This is a genomic window from Marinilactibacillus sp. GCM10026970, assembly GCF_042660675.1.
Classification (GTDB): domain Bacteria; phylum Bacillota; class Bacilli; order Lactobacillales; family Carnobacteriaceae_A; genus Marinilactibacillus.
This window is the reverse complement of the sequence record NZ_JBHSUL010000027.1, coordinates 131,199-149,953: the sequence shown is the minus strand read 5'-3', so window position 1 is coordinate 149,953 and position 18,755 is coordinate 131,199. Positions and strand designations below refer to the sequence as shown.

Annotated in this window: 22 protein-coding genes, 1 riboswitch and 1 other annotated feature; of the genes, 19 read left to right on the top strand and 3 right to left on the bottom strand. The window is 38.3% G+C overall.

What is annotated here, in order from left to right; translation table 11 throughout:
* Window positions 1–15: 15 nt before the first annotated feature.
* Entirely contained in the window at window positions 16–909 is an 894-nt protein-coding gene (locus ACFP65_RS08085; protein ID WP_379917517.1) for a fumarylacetoacetate hydrolase family protein, read from the bottom strand.
* A gap of 184 nt (window positions 910–1,093) precedes the next feature.
* Here ACFP65_RS08085 and ACFP65_RS08080 point away from each other — a divergent pair, with 184 nt between their 5' ends.
* The 16 genes from ACFP65_RS08080 to ACFP65_RS08005 all read left to right on the top strand — a co-directional run bounded on the left by ACFP65_RS08080 (window position 1,094) and on the right by ACFP65_RS08005 (window position 14,665).
* Window positions 1,094–1,324 carry a DUF2969 family protein gene (locus ACFP65_RS08080; RefSeq protein ID WP_225744478.1) on the top strand — a complete coding sequence of 77 codons (231 nt, stop codon included), beginning with the start codon at window positions 1,094–1,096 and terminating at the stop codon, window positions 1,322–1,324.
* Window positions 1,325–1,502: 178 nt separating this feature from the next.
* Window positions 1,503–2,546 carry a YihY/virulence factor BrkB family protein gene (locus ACFP65_RS08075; RefSeq protein ID WP_379917515.1) on the top strand — a complete coding sequence of 348 codons (1,044 nt, stop codon included), beginning with the start codon at window positions 1,503–1,505 and terminating at the stop codon, window positions 2,544–2,546.
* Window positions 2,547–2,668: 122 nt separating this feature from the next.
* Window positions 2,669–3,040 carry a Spx/MgsR family RNA polymerase-binding regulatory protein gene (locus tag ACFP65_RS08070; RefSeq protein WP_379917513.1) on the top strand — a complete coding sequence of 124 codons (372 nt, stop codon included), beginning with the start codon at window positions 2,669–2,671 and terminating at the stop codon, window positions 3,038–3,040.
* Window positions 3,037–3,396, top strand: a complete 360-nt coding sequence (locus ACFP65_RS08065) for a glycine cleavage system protein H (protein WP_379917511.1) — start codon at window positions 3,037–3,039, stop codon at window positions 3,394–3,396. Before ACFP65_RS08070 ends, ACFP65_RS08065 begins: the two co-directional genes overlap by 4 nt.
* 69 nt (window positions 3,397–3,465) lie before the next feature.
* Window positions 3,466–3,722: a binding site (T-box leader), on the top strand.
* Window positions 3,723–3,841: 119 nt separating this feature from the next.
* Window positions 3,842–4,873, top strand: a complete 1,032-nt coding sequence (locus ACFP65_RS08060; RefSeq protein ID WP_379917509.1) for a methionine ABC transporter ATP-binding protein — start codon at window positions 3,842–3,844, stop codon at window positions 4,871–4,873.
* Window positions 4,866–5,567: a methionine ABC transporter permease gene (locus ACFP65_RS08055; protein ID WP_379917507.1), complete on the top strand. Its 702-nt coding sequence runs from the start codon at window positions 4,866–4,868 to the stop codon at window positions 5,565–5,567. The genes ACFP65_RS08060 and ACFP65_RS08055 overlap by 8 nt, the downstream gene beginning before the upstream one ends.
* A gap of 55 nt (window positions 5,568–5,622) precedes the next feature.
* The gene (locus ACFP65_RS08050) at window positions 5,623–6,486 is read left to right on the top strand and encodes a MetQ/NlpA family ABC transporter substrate-binding protein (RefSeq protein WP_379917505.1); all 864 of its coding nucleotides are present in this window, start codon (window positions 5,623–5,625) and stop codon (window positions 6,484–6,486) included.
* A 154-nt stretch (window positions 6,487–6,640) separates the two neighbouring features.
* A complete protein-coding gene (locus ACFP65_RS08045; protein ID WP_379917504.1) occupies window positions 6,641–6,820 on the top strand; it encodes a 2-hydroxymuconate tautomerase in 180 nt (59 codons plus the stop codon).
* 132 nt (window positions 6,821–6,952) lie between these two features.
* Entirely contained in the window at window positions 6,953–8,371 is a 1,419-nt protein-coding gene (locus tag ACFP65_RS08040) for an SLC13 family permease (protein ID WP_379917502.1), read from the top strand.
* 287 nt (window positions 8,372–8,658) lie between these two features.
* A complete protein-coding gene (locus tag ACFP65_RS08035) occupies window positions 8,659–9,612 on the top strand; it encodes a substrate-binding domain-containing protein (RefSeq protein ID WP_379917500.1) in 954 nt (317 codons plus the stop codon).
* A 309-nt stretch (window positions 9,613–9,921) separates the two neighbouring features.
* The gene (pstC, locus tag ACFP65_RS08030; protein ID WP_379917849.1) at window positions 9,922–10,761 is read left to right on the top strand and encodes a phosphate ABC transporter permease subunit PstC; all 840 of its coding nucleotides are present in this window, start codon (window positions 9,922–9,924) and stop codon (window positions 10,759–10,761) included.
* 2 nt (window positions 10,762–10,763) lie between these two features.
* A complete protein-coding gene (pstA, locus tag ACFP65_RS08025; protein ID WP_379917498.1) occupies window positions 10,764–11,579 on the top strand; it encodes a phosphate ABC transporter permease PstA in 816 nt (271 codons plus the stop codon).
* Window positions 11,580–12,344, top strand: a complete 765-nt coding sequence (pstB, locus tag ACFP65_RS08020) for a phosphate ABC transporter ATP-binding protein PstB (protein ID WP_379917496.1) — start codon at window positions 11,580–11,582, stop codon at window positions 12,342–12,344.
* A gap of 33 nt (window positions 12,345–12,377) precedes the next feature.
* The gene (phoU, locus tag ACFP65_RS08015) at window positions 12,378–13,055 is read left to right on the top strand and encodes a phosphate signaling complex protein PhoU (protein WP_379917494.1); all 678 of its coding nucleotides are present in this window, start codon (window positions 12,378–12,380) and stop codon (window positions 13,053–13,055) included.
* A gap of 110 nt (window positions 13,056–13,165) precedes the next feature.
* Window positions 13,166–13,831 carry an alpha/beta fold hydrolase gene (locus ACFP65_RS08010; protein WP_379917493.1) on the top strand — a complete coding sequence of 222 codons (666 nt, stop codon included), beginning with the start codon at window positions 13,166–13,168 and terminating at the stop codon, window positions 13,829–13,831.
* 63 nt (window positions 13,832–13,894) lie between these two features.
* On the top strand, window positions 13,895–14,665 hold the full coding sequence (locus ACFP65_RS08005; RefSeq protein ID WP_379917491.1) for a GNAT family N-acetyltransferase: 771 nt from the start codon (window positions 13,895–13,897) through the stop codon (window positions 14,663–14,665).
* A 60-nt stretch (window positions 14,666–14,725) separates the two neighbouring features.
* Here ACFP65_RS08005 and ACFP65_RS08000 read toward each other — a convergent pair whose 3' ends face one another.
* Entirely contained in the window at window positions 14,726–15,466 is a 741-nt protein-coding gene (locus ACFP65_RS08000; RefSeq protein WP_379917489.1) for a gamma-glutamyl-gamma-aminobutyrate hydrolase family protein, read from the bottom strand.
* Window positions 15,467–15,594: 128 nt separating this feature from the next.
* Complete coding sequence (locus tag ACFP65_RS07995; protein WP_379917487.1) at window positions 15,595–16,773, bottom strand: cation:proton antiporter; 1,179 nt, start codon at window positions 16,771–16,773, stop codon at window positions 15,595–15,597.
* A 78-nt stretch (window positions 16,774–16,851) separates the two neighbouring features.
* Window positions 16,852–16,923, bottom strand: a riboswitch (Fluoride riboswitch).
* A 154-nt stretch (window positions 16,924–17,077) separates the two neighbouring features.
* Between ACFP65_RS07995 and ACFP65_RS07990 the strand changes: the two genes are divergently transcribed.
* From ACFP65_RS07990 to sufC, 3 genes are all read left to right on the top strand, one after another.
* On the top strand, window positions 17,078–17,371 hold the full coding sequence (locus ACFP65_RS07990) for a hypothetical protein (protein ID WP_379917486.1): 294 nt from the start codon (window positions 17,078–17,080) through the stop codon (window positions 17,369–17,371).
* Between the two features lie 44 nt (window positions 17,372–17,415).
* Window positions 17,416–17,688, top strand: coding sequence for a hypothetical protein (locus ACFP65_RS07985; protein ID WP_379917484.1), 273 nt, complete (start codon window positions 17,416–17,418; stop codon window positions 17,686–17,688).
* 271 nt (window positions 17,689–17,959) lie between these two features.
* On the top strand, window positions 17,960–18,736 hold the full coding sequence (sufC, locus tag ACFP65_RS07980; protein WP_379917482.1) for a Fe-S cluster assembly ATPase SufC: 777 nt from the start codon (window positions 17,960–17,962) through the stop codon (window positions 18,734–18,736).
* The last annotated feature ends 19 nt before the right edge of the window (window positions 18,737–18,755 follow it).

Sequence of the window (18,755 nt, the reverse complement as noted above, 5' to 3'; positions counted from 1 at the left end):
ACAAGACTGTTTTTTTCATTTTAATTGATTAGAAAGTGTACCAATATTTTGAATCGAAACTTCCAGCAAATCATTTTGTTTAAGCCATTGCCGCTCAGCTATCGGTTTTCCAGCAATAACCCCTTTAGGTGTTCCTGTGAAAATTAAGTCACCAGGTTTTAAGGTTATATGACGAGACAAGTAGCTAATAATATAAGGAATAGTAAAAATCATATCCTTTGTATTTCCTTGTTGCCTGATTTCATTGTTGACTTTCAACGTAATGGCTAAATTGGTGGGATCTACTAGTTCATCTGAAGTCAGGATAGTAGGACCGATCGGTGCAAAAAAGTTTAGTGTTTTACCAAGCATCCATTGAGAAGAGCTCATTTGAATAGTCCAATCTGTTAAATTGTTACCAATCGTATAGCCAAAAATATAATCACTCACTTGTTTCTCATTAATATTGGATGCTTCTTTACCTATAACTACAATTAATTCTGCAGAATAATCGACATCTCTAGCCACAGAAGGTACTGGGATCTCTTGTCGATGAGCGGCTAGTGCATTATTATATATATTATAAAAAATGGGTGTCACTGGCAATTCACCATCAACTTCTTTAACGTAATCTACATAATTCATGCCTACACAGATGATTTTCTCGGGATCTTGAACAACTGGAAGGTAATAGATGTGATCGCTTTGTTCAAGAAAATTTTCAGAGTCAAAGTCTTCATAATGATAACGTTCCAGCAGACGTTTCAGTTGTAGTTGAAAATGAGGTTTTTGAATGACGGAATTCATAGTATATTCAGAAGGGTCTTCGAAATGCTTTGCTAAAGTCTCGACGTTCAAAATACCAGAGGTTAATTCAATACCGAGCTGTACTTGAGTATTTGAAGCAGTATAGTATTGGACGAGTTTCATACGGATTTCCTCCTTAAAAGTATGGAACGATTTAAAAATAGTTTGTTCAGAGTATTATATCGAAAAGCTTAAAGATATAAAATTATAATGAATTTAAATCTGTTTCTTCTTGCTCAAAAGGCTGGTTTGAAGTATCCTTAAGAGACAAAAGATAAAGCGTATGGCTTATAAACGGAGGATACACATGTCTAATCGTAATAAAAATATTGAAGTTGAAATCAAAGAAACTGCTAATCAGTCAGATACTTTAACTGAACTTGAAGTTTTAGTGAAAAACAAAGTGATCGGTACAGTTCGTCAAGCTCAAGATGAGCAAGCGATGATCTGGTACAAATCTGATAAAGAAATGACTGCAAAAACCGTTGAAGAAGGTATTCAGATGATCATTTCTGAATACAACTTGCACGACCAGTAAGCGTAAATAACTGTCCCACATCAGGTCCCTTATGGAATCTGGTGTGGTTTTTTATTTATGTAGTCGATTTAAAAAGAATCCAAAATTGTAAATGCCTTTCAATACGGTTTGAGTATATGAATATGATATGATGAAACAAAGAACTGTTGGGGATCAACAGTATTAGGAAGTGATGAGTATGGAAAAAGTAGAAAAATTCGAGGACAAGATTCCTCATAAGAAGAAACTAATTCGACTGATTAATATTTTTCAGTCCAATTGGGAACGAGCAGATATCAATCAGAGTGCAGCTGGAATGGCGTATTTCCTTTTGCTATCTCTGTTGCCGGTACTGTTGGTTATCGCAAACGTGATACCTTTACTACCAGTAGCGACAGCGGATATCTTGGATTTTATGTCAGAAGTTATCCCGCAAGATATCTTCAATGTACTTGAACCAACACTCGCGAGTTACTTGGAAAGCGGAAGTGGAGGCGTAATCTCCATTGGTTTGTTAGGTGCAATCTGGTCAGCCAGTAAAGTGATCAATATACTCAGAAAAGTCTTGAATGATGTATATGGCGCAACGATGCAAAATAACTTTATCATTGCACGTATTATCTCAGTGTTTGTGATGGTCGCCATATTAGTAGTTATCGGTCTAGCTGTATTCTTATTCGTGTTTGGAGAACAAATTCTGAATATCGTACAAGATTTTGTCGGCCTACAACTACCGTTTATTGATGCTTTTTTAATCTTAAGATATGTTGTCTTGATTGCCATTTTGTTCATCGTATTCTTAATCGTATATCGGTTTATACCTAACCATAGTCTTACAATGAAATATTCTTTCCCTGGTGCGATTTTCTCTACTATTGGTTGGTTAATCCTTGTGCAAGGATTCTCACTTTATTTGAATCTTGCAGGTGGAGATGCCATAGCAAATGCGACTTTTGGAGCGTTCATCGCTTTGATGTTGTTTCTCTTTTTATCTAGTATCATTATTTTACTAGGTGGACTCTTGAATACGATTATTTTTGAATGGAAAAATGGCAAATCTGTTCCGGAATATGAATCAGACCTTAGAAGAGAAAAACAGATCAGTGACTCAGAATGGACGGGTTATCCAGACGAGGAAGATACAGTGATTCTGAAAAAAGTCATTTACAAAGTAAATCGGTTAAAAGAAGACGAACTTGAGACCATTAAGCAAGACAGTGATGAAGCAAAAATGGATGGTTAGTTTATTAAAGGCGAAGACGAGGCTAAGGGGAGACCTTCCTCGTTTTTCTTTTGTCCTCTTTTTCTTTTTAGTGAAATACCGTATAATAGATAGAGATGATTCAACGATAAGGAGTATTGAAAATGAAATTTTATTGCCACCCGACATGTACAACGTGTAAAAAAGCCCAAAAGTGGCTGGACGAAAGATCAATCGCATATGAGTGGATCAATCTAAAAGAGACATCCTTATCAAAAGAAGAATGGGCTGAATTGCTTGAAAAAACAGATCGTCCGATCAAACAGTTTTTCAATACAAGCGGACAAGTATATCGAGAAAAAAACTTAAAAGAAATAGTACCGAATCTAACGATTCAAGAAGCGGCAGAGTTATTGTCCCAAGACGGCATGTTAGTCAAGCGACCGCTAGCTTTCAATCAAAATAATCTAACAGTTGGATTTAAAGAAGCAGAATATGAAACAGTGTGGGAAAAAGAAAAGGAGGATCAAAAATGACGGTAAAATATCATGAGTCTGGTGTGTGGATCGAAAAAATATCAGACAACTATAGAATTGGACTATCAGAAAAAGGGCAAGATGATATTGGAGAAGTTATGTTTGTAGAATTGCCGGAAGAAGGCACAAATCTTAAAGCTGGAGACGTACTACTAGGTGTCGAGGGTGCTAAAGCCGTAACGGAGCTGACCATTCCTATCAGTGGAACCATAACTGCTGTTCATAAAGAAGTGGAAGATGAACCAGAATTATTGAATTCAGCGGACAAGACAGAAAATTGGATCGTAGAATTGGCTAGCTCAGATCACGATACAGTTCGTACATTTTCAGATAAAGTATGGGGAAACGAAAATTAAGCTTGACAGTCTTCCGGTATCTTGATATTATAAAAATCACATTAATACAACAAGTTATGCGAATCAAATAAACAAGCGATGATAAGTAGAGTACATCCAAGAAACATTCAAAGAGAGCTGCTAATTGGTGAAAAGCAGCAATGTAAACGGGATGGAAAATGAGCTTTGAGCAGATTAGGTGAATGAGCAATCATAAGCCTGATCCGGTTGCACCCGATAACGTGCCACGGTATACGGAAAATAGTCCAAGTACTGGTTGAGGTCTGATACGCGAGTACCAGACGAATAAAGGTGGTAACACGAAAGCTAAAGCTTTTGTCCTTTGGAATCTACGAATGGATTCTATAGGACAAAAGCTTTTTTTATTGTTAAAATCACTAAGAATAAGACATATTTATCTCTGAAATCGGCTGACGGGAACCACTTTTCTTTAGGAGGAAACAACATGATCGAATTAAAACAGATCAATAAAGTTTATAAGACAAAACAAGATGACGTCACAGCTCTAGACGATGTCAATATCGCGATACAGGATGGTGAGATATACGGAATCATCGGTTACTCTGGTGCTGGAAAAAGTACGTTACTTAGATTACTGAACGGACTGGAAAAACCAACATCAGGAGAAGTATCATTAGCCGGTAAAGCACTGAACACTTTAAAAAATGCAACGCTGAGAAAAGAAAGACAGAAAATTGGGATGATTTTCCAACACTTTAACCTACTTTGGAGTAGAACAGTTTTAGAAAACATTATGTTTCCGCTAGAAATCGCAAAAGTACCTAAGGCAAAGCGAGTGGATAGAGCGAAAGAACTGATTCGTTTAGTTGGACTGGAAGGCAGAGAAGAAGCGTATCCTTCACAACTTTCAGGTGGACAAAAACAAAGAGTCGGTATTGCTAGAGCCTTGGCGAATGATCCTAAAGTCCTTTTATGTGATGAAGCAACCAGTGCCTTAGATCCTAAAACGACGGAAGATGTTCTTGAATTATTACTAGATATTAATCGTAAGTTGAATCTGACCATCGTCTTGATTACACATGAGATGCAAGTGATCAGAAGAATCTGTGATCGCGTAGCAGTCATGAGCAAAGGGAAAGTCGTGGAAGAAGGAAAAGTTACACAAGTCTTCAGGAACCCTGAACAAGAAATTACAAAACAGTTTATTAGACAAGATACATCAGCTGATTCAGAAGATGTCATTACGATTTTGCATGAATTGGCTAGAAAATATCCTGAAGGGAAAATTGCTAGACTGGTTTTCGCAGGGGATCAAGTAAGGAATCCATTTATCTCTAAAATCTCCAGAACTTGTAATGTGGATATCAATATTATTCAAGGGAATATTCAAGAGTCACAAGAAGATGCAGTAGGTTCCCTTTACGTTCAAGTAACAGGAGATCCAAAAGATGTGGAGAAAGGCTTGAAACAGATTGAAGGATACGATATTGAAATAGAGGTGATTGATTATGCGTAGAGATCAAAGTTTATTGGAAGTGTTCCAGTCTTACACCAACTGGGAAGATGTTGACTTAACGAAACTGTGGGAAAACACTCAAGATACCTTGTATATGACGTTCGCCTCTTTAGTTGCAGTTTTCATTATTGGCTTAGTTTTAGGTTTGCTATTATATGAAACAAGTCGTAGAAATGGTGGGTTTGCAAAAATCGTTTACTATATAACTACATTTTTAGTTAATGTCTTCCGGTCCATTCCCTTTATTATCTTGATTGTTTTGATGATTCCATTTACTCGAGCACTACTGGGTACGATGACCGGTCCGACGGCGGGGCTACCGGCTCTGATTTTATCAGCCGCACCGTTTTATGCTAGATTAGTTGAATCAGGATTCAGAGATGTTGATAAAGGCGTGGTGGAAGCAGCCGAAGCAATGGGCGCGAGTAAGCTTCAGATCATCGGCAAAGTACTGATACCTGAAAGTTTGCCGTCACTTGTTGCAGGAATCACCGTCACAGCTATCTCATTGGTCGGTTTTTCAGCTATTGCTGGGATTATCGGAGCAGGTGGTTTAGGCAATATGGCTTATCTGGATGGATTTCAAAGAGGACGAAACACAGTGGTTCTCGTCGCAACGATCACAATCGTATTCATTGTATTTATCCTACAAGCGATTGGAGATATTGCCGTCAAGAGAATCGATAAAAGGTAACATCAATAACTATAGGAATAAACTTTTAAAAAATAGATTTATGGGGGAAAATAACATGACAAATTCATTATGGAAAAAAGTATTACTATCAGCAGGAGCGGTTGCACTATTAAGTGCCTGTGGCAATGGATCGGATGATTCAGCAAATGAGGGTTCAGGTGACACAACAGACTCAGCATCAGAAGAAACAACTATCAAAATCGGTGCGACAAACACACCACACGCAGAGATTTTAGAGTTCGTTAAACCAATACTTGCAGAAGAAGGTGTTGATTTAGAAATTATTACCTATACAGATTATCCATTAATCAACCAGGCTCTAGATGCTGGAGATTTAGACGCAAACTACTTCCAGCATGTTCCTTACTTTGATGCAGAAGTAGAACAGTTCGGTTATGATTTTGTTAATGCAGGTGGAATTCATATTGAACCGATCGCAGCTTATTCGCAATCTATTGACCGATTAGAAGATCTTCCAGAAGGTGCTGAAGTTTTGGTCAGTAGTAATGCATCTGATTATGGCCGTATCCTTGAAATTCTACAAGACCACGATCTAATCAAAGTAGATGAAAGTGTGAATATCACAGATGCGACATTTGATGATATCGTTGAAAACGAACGTAACCTTGACTTCCAGTATGATTATGCACCCGACTTGATGGTTCAACTTTATGAGAACAACGAAGGAGATGTTGTCTTTATCAACTCAAACTTCGCTGTGGATAATGACTTAAATCCTGTAGAAGATTCAATCGCGATTCAAGGAGAAGATTCTCCGTATGCTAATATTATTGCTGTTCGTTCAGAAGATGCTGAAAACGAAGCCATCATTAAGCTAGTAGACGAATTGCATAGTCAAGAAACACAAGACTTCATTCTAGAAACTTGGGGCGGTTCAGTTGTACCGGTTTCCAAGTAAATAATTTTCTAACAAAATATTCTTAAGTCAAAATAAGGATTAATCGCTTTTAATAAAGTGATTGATCCTTTTTGCTTAACATTCTAAAAAGAAGGCAGAGCGTTAGAAAAAGTATGCTATGATATTTCATACAAATCAAAAAGAGGTGAAACACATGCCAATCGTTCACGTAGAGATGATTGAAGGACGTTCTGATGAACAGAAAAAGCATTTAGTAGAGGATATCGTTAAGGCGGTAGAAACACACACAGGTGCTCAAAAAGACGCCATTACAGTCATCATCAATGATATTAAGAAAACCAATATTGCTACTAAAGGTCAGTATCAAGGATAATTTTGAAATACTAAATTGAATGAGTCCACAACAAAAATAGTGCTGCCCAGTAACAATTAAAGACTGGGTGGGCACTATTTCGCTGTGTGAGAAGTCTTTTTATAATAGATTCAAGAAATGGGGAGAAAGAAAATGATCGATACAAAAAAAGTAGGACTGATCTTTGGTCCACTGTTGTTCTCAGTACTCTATTTTTTACCCAACCTTACTGGGCTAGAAGATTCACCTAGAGCGGTGTTAGGCGTAACGGCTTGGGTGGCGATTTGGTGGATCACGGAAGCTTTGCCGATACCAGCTACATCCTTGTTACCCATTTTCCTATTGCCGTTAACAGGTGGAGCAGACCAAGCGACTGCCGCGGCAGCTTATGGGAACCCAATCGTTTTTATGTATATGGGAGGATTTACAATAGCCATTGCTATTGAAAAATGGAATCTGCATAAGAGAATTGCAATGACAATTATTTCGATTCTAGGTACAAGTAGTAATCGAATCATATTAGGCGTTGGACTGGCGACGGCATTTTTATCAATGTGGATCTCCAATGCGGCAACAGCACTGATGATGCTGCCCATTGCAATTGCTTTGATTTCAGAAATAAGAGAGAAGAACTTCTTTGATACAGAATCTATGGAAAACTTCTCAAAAGGCTTACTCTTGATGGTCGCTTATTCCGCTTCGATAGGGGGACTGGCAACAATCGTTGGTTCAGTTCCTAATGCAGCGTTCGTAGCTATCGCTTCGACTATGTTGGATCAAAATGTAACATTTTCGGACTGGTTTTTATTTGGTATCGTCATTACAATAGTTTTGATGATTGTTTTATACTTTTACATTACAAGGATCAAATTCAAAGTGAAACAGGTGGGAGAAATCTCTTCTGATTTTGCAAAGCAGCAATTAATTGATCTAGGACCGATGTCTATAGAGGAAAAAATGGTTTTAATTGTCTTCTCATTAATTGGCTTACTTTGGATCTTTGGTGGATTTCTTCCATTTGAACTTTCAGATACGACGATTTCAATCTTTGGAGCAACTTTACTCTTTTTGATTCCAAGCTCAAAAGGTGGTAGGTTACTGGATTGGATCGATATGAAGCATCTGTCTTGGGGGTTACTATTGTTGTTCGGAGGAGGGTTATCTCTTGCGGCGGCCTTTGAATCTTCTGGACTGACTTTATGGTTTGGAGAGATCTTGTCTAATCTCGATCAATTCAATTACTTTGTAATTTTGATTATTTTAACCACCACTGTCTTATTCATGACAGAAATTATGTCCAATACAGCTGTATCCAATATGCTGATGCCTATTAGTGTCGGTCTTGCAGCAGGGATAGGAGTCGCACCATACGGTATTATGGCTGTTGTTGCTTTAGCGTCTTCTTGCGCGTTTATGTTACCCATATCAACACCGCCTAATGCAGCTGTATTTAGTACTAACGAATTGAAAATAGAAGATATGGTAAAAGCTGGTTTCTGGATGAACATCGTCAGTATTGTCGTTATTGTACTAGCAGTCTATTTCCTACAACCAATCTTACTAAATTTTTAGAGATTTGAAGTTCTTGTCTTGATTTGTTCAATGTAAATTGAATGATTTGGGAGAAGAACTTTTTTGTTAATTCCACAAAATAAAGAGTGTTTACATTTGACAATGCTTTAGGTAAAGGATTTCAAATAAATGTTGTTTTGGAATTCCTTTTATATTTACATTAAATTTACATTCATTTACATGAACTACACATAATCTCAGCAATGAATCAACAATCGGATTGTAGTATAAGAACCGAGGGCAAGATAAACTGTCCATCACATAACTTAATCAGAAGGAGATTTAAAATGAAACTTAAGTACGCATCGAAATGGATTATGGCACTTAGTGCAACAGCATTATTAGCAGCTTGTGGAGACGGCGGATCTGATACAGGTTCTGGAGATACTGGTACAGATGATACTGATACTACAGAAACTGGTGGCGCAGCAACTGATGATGCAGCAACAAGTGACTTTGATACTTCAACTACAATGAACGTTGTTGTACGTGAAGACGGTTCTGGTACACGTGATGCTTTCAACGAAATCACTGGCGTGTTATCTGAAGACGGCGACACTGATAACACATATCAAGCAGCAACAATCCAAAACGGTACGAACGGAGTCATTACAACAGTTGCAGGCGATACTAATGGTATTGGTTACATCTCTATTGGTTCAATGAGTGACCAAGTAAAAGGTGTAAACGTTGATGGAGCTGCTCCGACTGATGAAGAGATTGTTGATGGAAACTATGGCATTTCTCGTCCATTTAACATGGCATACGGTGAAGACTTATCTCCAGTAGCTCAAGAGTTCTGGGACTTCATCTTCTCTGCTGAAGGACAAGATGTTGTTGAAGAAGCTGGTTACATTAAAGTAGATCAAGATGCAGCAGCATACGAAGAAGCTGAAGGAATCGAAGGAACAATCAGCCTTGCAGGTTCAACTTCAGTAGCACCAGTAGCAGAAGCATTATCTGAAGCTTTCTCTGCTATGTATCCGGATGTGAATTTTGATATTTCAGCAACAGGTTCAAGTGCTGGTGTAACTGCAGCTCAAGACGGAACAGCTGATATCGGAATGGCTTCTCGTGAAATCACTGATGATGAAGGTGCAACAATCTCACACGAAGCAATCGCTTTGGATGGAATTGCAGTAGTTGTAAATCCTGAAAACCCACTTGAAGATTTAACTTTAGACCAAGTTCAACAAATCTTCACTGGTGAAGTAACAACTTGGGAAGACGTCATGAACTAATCGTTCTATTTCAAATGTTCGAATGTTTTATAACAGATCAATCAATCACAAGTCTCCCCTTATAACAGATTCTGTTCGTTGAAAATAGTACAATTAAATAAATGATAGGTCTAGCTTTGGAGGGGTGGAGTCGAATTAGTTCTAATTCGACTCTTAACCCTTTTTATGCGTTTTTATTCAATTGAGCTTTTAGGTAGAGGTCATTGAATTTTAAGCTTGATTTGATCTGATATTCTATCAAAAATCTAAAATGAAATGATCTCTATCGCAGAAAGGATGTTAATTTTGAAGAATGGCAAAGAAACAGCTATGAAAGGAATCTTTTTCCTATCCGCTATCTTTTCAATCGTTGCATTATTATTAATTGTTATATTTATATTTGCTAATGGGGTACCATTTATAGCGGAATACGGATTTGGTGATTTCCTGTTCGGTCAAAAATGGACGCCTTCTAATAATCCTGCACTTTATGGAATTTTCCCGATGATTGTAGGTTCTCTTTATGTCACACTTGGTGCAGTGGTAGTCGGTGTTCCAGTAGGGATTTTGACAGCTGTATTCATGGCAGAATTTTGTCCGCCGATTCTTTATAAAATATTGAAACCGGCAGTGAATTTGATGGCCGCAATTCCTTCAATCGTATACGGATTCTTTGCTTTACAAGTATTCGTTCCTTTCGTTCGTGAGACTAGCTGGTTAGGTGGTACAGGATTCAGTGTGCTTACAGCTCAAGTTTTACTTGGAATCATGATTCTACCGACAGTTATTAGTTTATCTGAAGCGGCGTTAAGAGCGATTCCTAGATCTTATTACACAGGTAGTATCGCAATGGGTGCAACAAAAGAACGAAGTGTGTTTGCCGTACTGATTCCGGCTGCTAAATCGGGTATCGTATCCAGTGTTATTTTAGGAATCGGGCGTGCAATTGGCGAAACGATGGCAGTTGTATTGATTGCGGGAAATCAACCAATCATCCCGAGTAATTTGTTGTCAGGTGTCCGTACGTTGACGACCAATATTGTTCTCGAGATGGGTTATGCAAGTGGTCCACATCGTGATGCCTTGATTGCTACATCTGTTGTTTTGTTTGCGTTCATCTTAATCATTAATTCTATCTTTTTATACTTCAAAAATAAGGAGGCTAAATAAGTATGGGTTCAAAAATTTTACGTGGCTTAGTTTATTTAGCCTCAGCAATCACTTTCGGGATGCTCGGATATATTATTTTCTTCATTTTGTATAATGGTCTTAGATATATCACGCCAGATTTATTTGCATGGAATTATAACTCACAAAACGTTTCTATGATGCCAGCGATCATTACAACATTTTATCTAGTAGGTGGAACGTTACTGATTGCTACACCAATTGGCGTCTTTACTGGATTTTACCTAGTGGATTATGCCAATCGAAAAAATCCAATCGTTAAAGCCATTAGTATGGCTACAGATACACTAGCAGCGGTTCCTTCAATCGTTTATGGGTTATTCGGATTCTTATTCTTTGTAACGTTTTTAGGTTTAAGATTCTCATTATTGGCAGGGATCTTAACATCTGTAATCATGGCACTTCCTTTAATTATTCGTGCAACAGAAGAAGCATTGATTTCTACTGGACGTCCAATCCGTGAAGCCAGTTATGCTTTAGGAGCAGGTAAATTAAGAACGATATTTACAGTCGTATTACCTGTTGCGATGCCAGGGATTCTTTCTGGAGTCATTTTAGCGAGTGGACGTGTCATTGGTGAAACGGCTGCACTCTTATATACTTTAGGTTCATCAACGAACCTGCCAAATTCATTATTCAGTTCTGGTAGAACACTAGCGTTGCATATGTATGTTCTTTCAAGTGAAGGCTTCCATGTCAATGAAGCTTACGCGACTGCAGTTATCTTGTTATTATTTGTACTGATCTTAAACGGTCTTTCAACGTTTGTCAGTTCTCGATTATCTAAAGGAGGAAAATAAATGGCTACACAGACTTCAAAAATTAAAGTTCAAGATCTTAAATTATGGTACGGAGATTTCCAGGCATTACATGGACTGGATCTTGAGGTTCCTGAGAAAAAGATCACAGCGTTTATTGGACCTTCTGGATGTGGGAAATCAACGTTCATTAAAACATTGAACAGAATGAACGATCTCGTTGAGAACTGCCGTATTGAAGGAAAAGTAGAGCTAGATGGAAAAGATATCTACGGAAGTAAAACCGATATCAACCAGTTAAGAAAAAAAGTCGGCATGGTATTCCAACAACCGAATCCATTTCCAAAAAGTATTTACGACAATATTGCATACGGACCTCGTACACATGGAATCAAAAAGAAAGAAGAATTAGATGAAATCGTCGAACGCAGCTTGAAACAAGCTGCTATCTGGGATGAGGTCAAAGATCATTTAAACCGTAATGCTTTATCCATCTCTGGTGGACAGCAACAAAGGATTTGTATCGCTAGAGCCTTAGCGGTAGAACCAGAAGTCTTATTAATGGATGAACCGACAAGTGCCTTGGATCCAATTTCTACAGCTAAGATCGAAGAATTGGTTTCTCAATTGAAAAATGATTATACTATCGTTATGGTCACACATAACATGCAACAAGCTTCTCGAGTATCTGATGAAACAGCCTTTTTCTTGAATGGACACATCATTGAACACGCTGATACCCGTAAAATCTTTACAAACCCAGATCAAGAAGAAACTGAAAATTATATTTCAGGACGATTCGGTTAAGCAAATTTCAATGAAAATAGGAGGGTATATAAAATGAGAAGAGCATATGATGAAGAGTTAGAACAGCTGCACAGAAAGTTTTACCAAATGGGTTGTAAGGTGAATGAAGCCATTTATAAATCGATCAAAGCTTTTGTTAAGCATGACAAAGAACTAGCTAAGGGCGTCATTGATGAAGATAGTGAGATCAATCAATTCGAACACGATCTTGAACAAGCTTGTATTGAACTGATTGCTTTACAACAACCTGTGACCACAGATCTTAGAAAAATCGTTACCGTTATGAAAGCTTCTGCCGATCTTGAGCGTATGGGAGACCATGCCGTTAGTATCTCAAAATCAACGATTCGTGTTAAAGGCAACAAGCGTAATACAATGATCGAAGGTATGATTTCAGATGCTGGTGAGAAAATCAAAAAAATGGGCGAAGACGTATTAAAAGCTTATATAGAATATGATACAGAAAAAGCCATTGAAATCGCTAAATACGATTATCTAGTCGATAGCTTAGCTCACGATATCAAAGAAGCTTGTATCGCTGAAATGAAAAAAGATCCTGAATTGGTTTTAGGTGCAACCGACTATATGATGGCGAGCACATATATCGAGCGTATCGGAGATTACATCACAAATATCTCTGAATGGATCGTCTATTTTGAAACAGGCGAGATTCAAGAATTGAATACACACAATAGTTACGAAAATCTATAACATTGTATACAAAAGTGCTGGCTCCCAAAAGGGAAAAGGCACTTTTTTGTGCCTAAAAGTCAGTTCTTGCGGTATACTAAAGAAAGTAGCGCAGAGAGGACGGTGTACATATGAACATTAAAATCAATCAAAAAATTGAATTACATTACGAAGTGAGCGGAAAAGGTCCGAATTTGGTATTGCTACACGGAAATGGGGAAGACTTGCATATTTTTGATGCACTAGTATCTAACTTGGAAAAGTCATTCACCGTTTATGCTTTAGATAGTCGAGATCACGGAAAGAGCACCAAAATCAGTGAACGATACAATTACAATGACCTAGCAGAAGATATCCATCTATTTATTGAAAAACTAAACTTAAAAGAGGTTACGATCCTAGGATTTAGTGATGGTGGCATCATCGCTTTACTTCTTGGAATCAGACAAGAGCGCTACTTAAGCAAACTCATCAGTCTAAGCCCCAATCTTTCACCGAAAGACTGGAAGAAAAAACCACTAGACGATTTAACAAAACAATTCAATGAAACAAAAGACCCGGCATTTTACTTGATGTTAAATGAACCAAATATCGATCCCGAAGATTTGAAAAAGATCAACGTTCCTACATTAGTCACAGCGGGCGAACATGATCTTTTTTACAGATCGATGTATCAAACGATTGAAAAAAAGATACCAGTTGCGGAGTTGCAGGTTCTAAAGGGTGAAGACCACAGTTCTTATATTATCGATACAGACAAAATGGCCGAACCCTTCCGTTCTTTTATCCAGAACTAAAGACGAGCACACTTTATCTGCAGTCTCTTTTAAGCTGGTTCACTAACTTGAGAGAAGGAACTTATGTTGTATAAAGCAGATCAAACCGTTCAAAAGAAAATTGAATCCCTTTTTAAAGGACTAGAAAATACGATGATCCAAACTTATCTGGAAGGGCATATGGGAGAAGCTTGGGTAGATGATCTGGATAAGCCTACAGCCGCTCAGATCACCGTCAGCATTTTCACTTTTTATGCTGGAAATCATCATTCACCGGCAGCGGAAGAAATGCTGGAGAACCTACCAGAAGATGCTCTTGTTATTACAGAGTCAGAAGGCTGGAAACAAAAGCTGGAAGCTATGCACGAAGGCGCTTTTGAAAAATACTCTAGATACCGCTTCGAACATATTGCAGAATTTTTTGACCGAAACCATTTAAAAAAGCTGGTCACCCAATTACCTGAACCGTATTCAGTCAGAAAAATTGATCAGAGGGTAATCGAATTACCCTCTTTACATCAACTATCACCGGACTTTACAGGAAATTTCAAGTCTCACGAAGATTTTCTCAGTAGAGGTATGGGTTACGTTGTGCTACACGAAGGGAAAGTGGTGAGTGGGGCATCCAGTTTCAGTATTTTCGATGAAGGGATTGAAATTGAAGTGGGCACAGACCCTAATTATAGAAGACAAGGCTTAGCGGCCGTTGCTTCTGCGGCTTTAATGTTGGATTGCCTTGACAATAATGTTTATCCAGGCTGGGATGCAGAAAATATAGGCTCTGCTAAATTAGCAGAGTCACTAGGATACGTGCTAAAAGAAGCTTACGATACCTATTACGTTTCTACACGTTAATCCATTAAACAAAACAAAAAACGAAGCAGTGACCATTTCAGTCATTGCTTCGTTTTGGTTTTAAGCTTGTTTGTTTTTCCAGTCAATTACGGTTTGTACATAAGCATCAAATAATCCTTGGGCAGCGTCGCTGTTATGGATCATCAGTTCAGGATGCCACTGAACGCCAACTGTGATGTGCTTGTCGTCGCTACTTTCAAAGGCTTCAATCAGTCCATCATTCGACCAACCAACAGGACGTAAGCCATCTGCCAATTTCTTGATAGCTTGATGGTGATAAGAATTCACATTGGCTTTTTTACCATATAACTGGCCTAACCAAGAATCCTCTTCAAGGGTGACTGAGTGCGCAGCTGTTTCAGGAGTCGAGACCTGTACATGTTGCACGCCAAGTTTTGGATAAAGAGAAACATCTTGATACAAGGTTCCACCAAACGCCACATTAAAGATTTGTAGACCGCGACAGATTGCTAGTACAGGTTTATTTTCTGCCCAGGCTTCTTTGATAACGGCCATCTCAAATTTATCGCGCTCAAGACTGGTTTCTTCTAATTTTAAATGCGGCTCTTCACCGTAAGTCAAAGGAGACACATCTTGACCACCAGCTAGTAAAATGGCGTCCACACTCTTTACATACTGTCTGGCATTTTCTTCACTGGAGATAGGGAAGACAACAGGCAGTGCACCAGCGGCATGCAATCCTTCCACAAATCCATGAGGTGTGTAAGTGACAGGTAAACTATTATAGCGAGGACTAAAGTTCGTTAAAATATTTCCAGGTATTCCAATAACAGGTTTCATCGAGCATCATCCTTTCAAACACCTGATTATTCAGGTCTATATTAGTATACCGTAACGCTGTTTTAGTTCAAAAAAATTCTTTGTAAATTCATACCTACAAAAGAGAGTTGTCGAAATTTTGCAACAAGTTATTCAGCTTCCAGTAATTTTCTGTAAGACTGTTCAATCACAAAAGCACCAATGGGAGCCGTAATTAAAATAGACAAGACCGCGACCGTTACAATCAATTCACCACTAGCTAGTCCCATCGCTAAGGGCACACCACCAATAGCTGCTTGAACCGTCGCTTTTGGCGTATAAGCAATCATTGTAAAAAGCTTCTCTTTATTCGTTAACTTTGAAGGCGTTAAGCTGAGGAAAACTCCAAGCATTCTGAACACCAATGCACCCAGAACCAAAACGATCGCAGCCAATCCAGCAGTTAAAGCATAATTCAAATCAACCGTCGTCCCCACTAAAACAAACAACAAAATTTCTGCACCGATCCAAAGACCGGAATAGGTACGAGACAACTCTGCAGACAACTTAGGATACAACTGATTCAAGACGATCCCCATACTCATGATCGCTAGCAGTCCCGACAAAGCGACCGTTCCTTCTAAAATGTCTTCTAAGGTGAGTAGCGAAAAAGAAACACTTAACGTGATCAGCACTTGAATCAGCGTATTCAACGGAATTCTTTTAAATAATTGCCCCAGTAACAGTCCAGTAATAACACCAGCTAAGATGCCTAAAACAATCGAAACGGGTATGGTCAAGAAATGCGTCGCTGTCACCGTCCCACCAGATGCCAGTGACAAGAAAGAAGAAAACAAGACGATTACAAAAATATCATCCAAAGAAGCACCCGCAAGCACGAGTTGGGGAATCCCTCTTTTTTGACCATAGCCGGATTCTTTTATCTTGAGCATCAAAGGCACAATGACGGCTGGAGACACGGCCGCCACCACAGAACCCATCAAGGCCGACTCTATATAGGTCAACTCAAAAAACAAAGGTGCCAGCAAGGTAATCGCTGTAATCTCAAGCACCGCAGGCACAAAGCTCATCAATACAGCAGGTAGTCCAACTTTCTTAAGCTCCGATACATTCAAAGACAAGCCGGCACGTGTTAAGATGATCACCAGCGCAATCGTTCTTAGATCTGAAGAAATCGCCAACAAAGATTCACCCAACAAATTTAAAGCGTGTGGTCCAATCAAGACACCGGCAAAAATCATCCCAATCAAACCAGGCAAAGCGAGTTTTTTAGATAGTCCCCCTAGCACGATCCCCACAATAAAAATCAAAGCAAAACTCATTAACATCCAATCAGTCCTTTTCATTAGTCTGGCAGGCAACCAGTAGAATCGAGCATAAAAAAAGCTGAGACTCCTGGATGCATACACATCACAGAAGTCATCAGCTTTACAGCGGTTTAGGCTACGCCTTGGGAGACATTCATTCCCATTGATTAATAATAGTATAGCATAAATCAAAGTTGTTTTCTAGATGAAACATTGATAAATCAATCTTTCTACTGGGGGCAACGAATGGTTGCTAGCATTTTTTCGAAAAAGTGATAGTGTTCTCTTTAAGAAGGATGTGATCTACAAAAAGAGGAGTGAGCGTATGGAAGAAGAAAAAGCTTCACAAAGCAAAATTGAGGAGAAGAAAAAGACAGAAGACATAGAACAAGATGATAAAAGTAAGGGACGTTTCTATATTACGATGGCCTTATTAATTCTCTTATTTTTACCTGTACTCAGTTATCCTTATTTTTATCTGTATTTATACGATTACGTTGACACAACAGAATATTTATTTCGAAAAGGGTTGAATGTCTTAAGATACATAACACTCGCTGTATTCTTATTTACGATCGGCATTAGATACTTGTTTGAAAATAAAAGAAGTAAAGATTGACCAATTTGAAATGAAAAAACGACAAGAAAGAAGGAATACCTGTTATGAAAGAAGAGATGAGTCAAAAAACCAATCAAATAGAACTATTGAACAAAGCTGTAAAGTACATAGGAATGTTATTGATTCTGATAGCTGTATTCATTCCAATCTTTATGCCAAGCTTTGTTTATCCAGTTATTGATGAGATGGGAATGGATACGATTCAGTATGCATTGGAAACAAATGTAAACCTTGTAAGGTATATGGGCTTAGCGTTGTTTTTGCTGGTTATAGGGATTACTTGTTTAATTCTATCTAGATCCAAACACATAAAGTAAGCTCCATTCTGATGCGCTCTTAGGGAGATTCCTTAAGGGCGCATTTTTTTTATTGTAATAAAGGAAACGGACAACATTTTAGATTATTTCCTAGATAATAATTTTTACAATCTAGAAACATTGTTACATAAGCATTTTTCCGTGTTTGAGTAGTTTTGGAGGGCTTTTTGACCTTGATAATCTTTCTCAATTAAACTAAAATGAAAGAGTATACGCATAAGAATTTTAACGTGCGTAGCTAAAAAAATCCCAGAGAAAAGGAAGGTACATAATGGCTGTATTAGAAATCAAGAACCTACATGTATCCATTGAAGATAAAGAAATTTTAAAAGGCGTTAATTTAAAAATGCAGACAGGAGAAATCCATGCCATCATGGGACCCAACGGAACCGGTAAATCAACCTTATCCGCTGCAATTATGGGACACCCAAGTTATGAAGTTACAGAAGGAGAAGTCCTGCTTGACGGAGAAAACGTATTGGAACTAGAAGTCGATGAACGTGCTCGTGCAGGTCTATTTTTAGCGGTTCAATATCCAAGTGAAATTGCTGGGATCACAAATGCGGAATTTATGCGTGCAGCGATCAATTCTCGCCGTGACGAAGACGATAAAATGGGCGTTATGGATTTCATCAATAAACTGGATGAAAAAATGGCCTTACTTGATATGTCTGAAGAAATGGCTGAGCGTTATTTGAACGAAGGTTTCTCAGGTGGAGAAAAGAAACGTAACGAAATTCTTCAATTACTAATGATTGAACCGACTTTCGCGGTTTTAGATGAGATTGATTCAGGTCTAGATATCGATGCCTTACAAGTGGTTTCAAAAGGCGTGAATGAAATGCGTGGCGAGAATTTTGGGTCACTCATTATTACTCACTACCAAAGACTCTTGAACTACATCACTCCAGACGTTGTTCACATTATGATGGACGGCCGTGTAGTTAAGACCGGTGGCGCAGAACTCGCGCACAAACTGGAAGCTGAAGGATACAAAGGTTTGATGGAAGAATTGGGCATCGAATACAAAGAAGAAGAACACGAATAAAAAAAGAGGAGGCAAAACC

What these genes read in the sequence shown, in the direction of transcription:
- sufC (WP_379917482.1), top strand. Translation starts at nt 17,960, where the DNA reads ATGGCTGTATTAGAAATCAAGAACCTACATGTATCCATTGAAGATAAA.
- ACFP65_RS07990 (WP_379917486.1), top strand. Translation starts at nt 17,078, where the DNA reads ATGGAAGAAGAAAAAGCTTCACAAAGCAAAATTGAGGAGAAGAAAAAG.
- ACFP65_RS08010 (WP_379917493.1), top strand. Translation starts at nt 13,166, where the DNA reads ATGAACATTAAAATCAATCAAAAAATTGAATTACATTACGAAGTGAGC.
- phoU (WP_379917494.1), top strand. Translation starts at nt 12,378, where the DNA reads ATGAGAAGAGCATATGATGAAGAGTTAGAACAGCTGCACAGAAAGTTT.
- ACFP65_RS08085 (WP_379917517.1), bottom strand. Translation starts at nt 909, where the DNA reads ATGAAACTCGTCCAATACTATACTGCTTCAAATACTCAAGTACAGCTC.
- ACFP65_RS08060 (WP_379917509.1), top strand. Translation starts at nt 3,842, where the DNA reads ATGATCGAATTAAAACAGATCAATAAAGTTTATAAGACAAAACAAGAT.
- ACFP65_RS08045 (WP_379917504.1), top strand. Translation starts at nt 6,641, where the DNA reads ATGCCAATCGTTCACGTAGAGATGATTGAAGGACGTTCTGATGAACAG.
- ACFP65_RS08035 (WP_379917500.1), top strand. Translation starts at nt 8,659, where the DNA reads ATGAAACTTAAGTACGCATCGAAATGGATTATGGCACTTAGTGCAACA.
- pstC (WP_379917849.1), top strand. Translation starts at nt 9,922, where the DNA reads ATGAAAGGAATCTTTTTCCTATCCGCTATCTTTTCAATCGTTGCATTA.
- ACFP65_RS07995 (WP_379917487.1), bottom strand. Translation starts at nt 16,773, where the DNA reads ATGTTAATGAGTTTTGCTTTGATTTTTATTGTGGGGATCGTGCTAGGG.
- ACFP65_RS08050 (WP_379917505.1), top strand. Translation starts at nt 5,623, where the DNA reads ATGACAAATTCATTATGGAAAAAAGTATTACTATCAGCAGGAGCGGTT.
- ACFP65_RS08065 (WP_379917511.1), top strand. Translation starts at nt 3,037, where the DNA reads ATGACGGTAAAATATCATGAGTCTGGTGTGTGGATCGAAAAAATATCA.
- ACFP65_RS08080 (WP_225744478.1), top strand. Translation starts at nt 1,094, where the DNA reads ATGTCTAATCGTAATAAAAATATTGAAGTTGAAATCAAAGAAACTGCT.
- ACFP65_RS07985 (WP_379917484.1), top strand. Translation starts at nt 17,416, where the DNA reads ATGAAAGAAGAGATGAGTCAAAAAACCAATCAAATAGAACTATTGAAC.
- ACFP65_RS08075 (WP_379917515.1), top strand. Translation starts at nt 1,503, where the DNA reads ATGGAAAAAGTAGAAAAATTCGAGGACAAGATTCCTCATAAGAAGAAA.
- ACFP65_RS08055 (WP_379917507.1), top strand. Translation starts at nt 4,866, where the DNA reads ATGCGTAGAGATCAAAGTTTATTGGAAGTGTTCCAGTCTTACACCAAC.
- pstA (WP_379917498.1), top strand. Translation starts at nt 10,764, where the DNA reads ATGGGTTCAAAAATTTTACGTGGCTTAGTTTATTTAGCCTCAGCAATC.
- ACFP65_RS08005 (WP_379917491.1), top strand. Translation starts at nt 13,895, where the DNA reads ATGTTGTATAAAGCAGATCAAACCGTTCAAAAGAAAATTGAATCCCTT.
- pstB (WP_379917496.1), top strand. Translation starts at nt 11,580, where the DNA reads ATGGCTACACAGACTTCAAAAATTAAAGTTCAAGATCTTAAATTATGG.
- ACFP65_RS08000 (WP_379917489.1), bottom strand. Translation starts at nt 15,466, where the DNA reads ATGAAACCTGTTATTGGAATACCTGGAAATATTTTAACGAACTTTAGT.
- ACFP65_RS08070 (WP_379917513.1), top strand. Translation starts at nt 2,669, where the DNA reads ATGAAATTTTATTGCCACCCGACATGTACAACGTGTAAAAAAGCCCAA.
- ACFP65_RS08040 (WP_379917502.1), top strand. Translation starts at nt 6,953, where the DNA reads ATGATCGATACAAAAAAAGTAGGACTGATCTTTGGTCCACTGTTGTTC.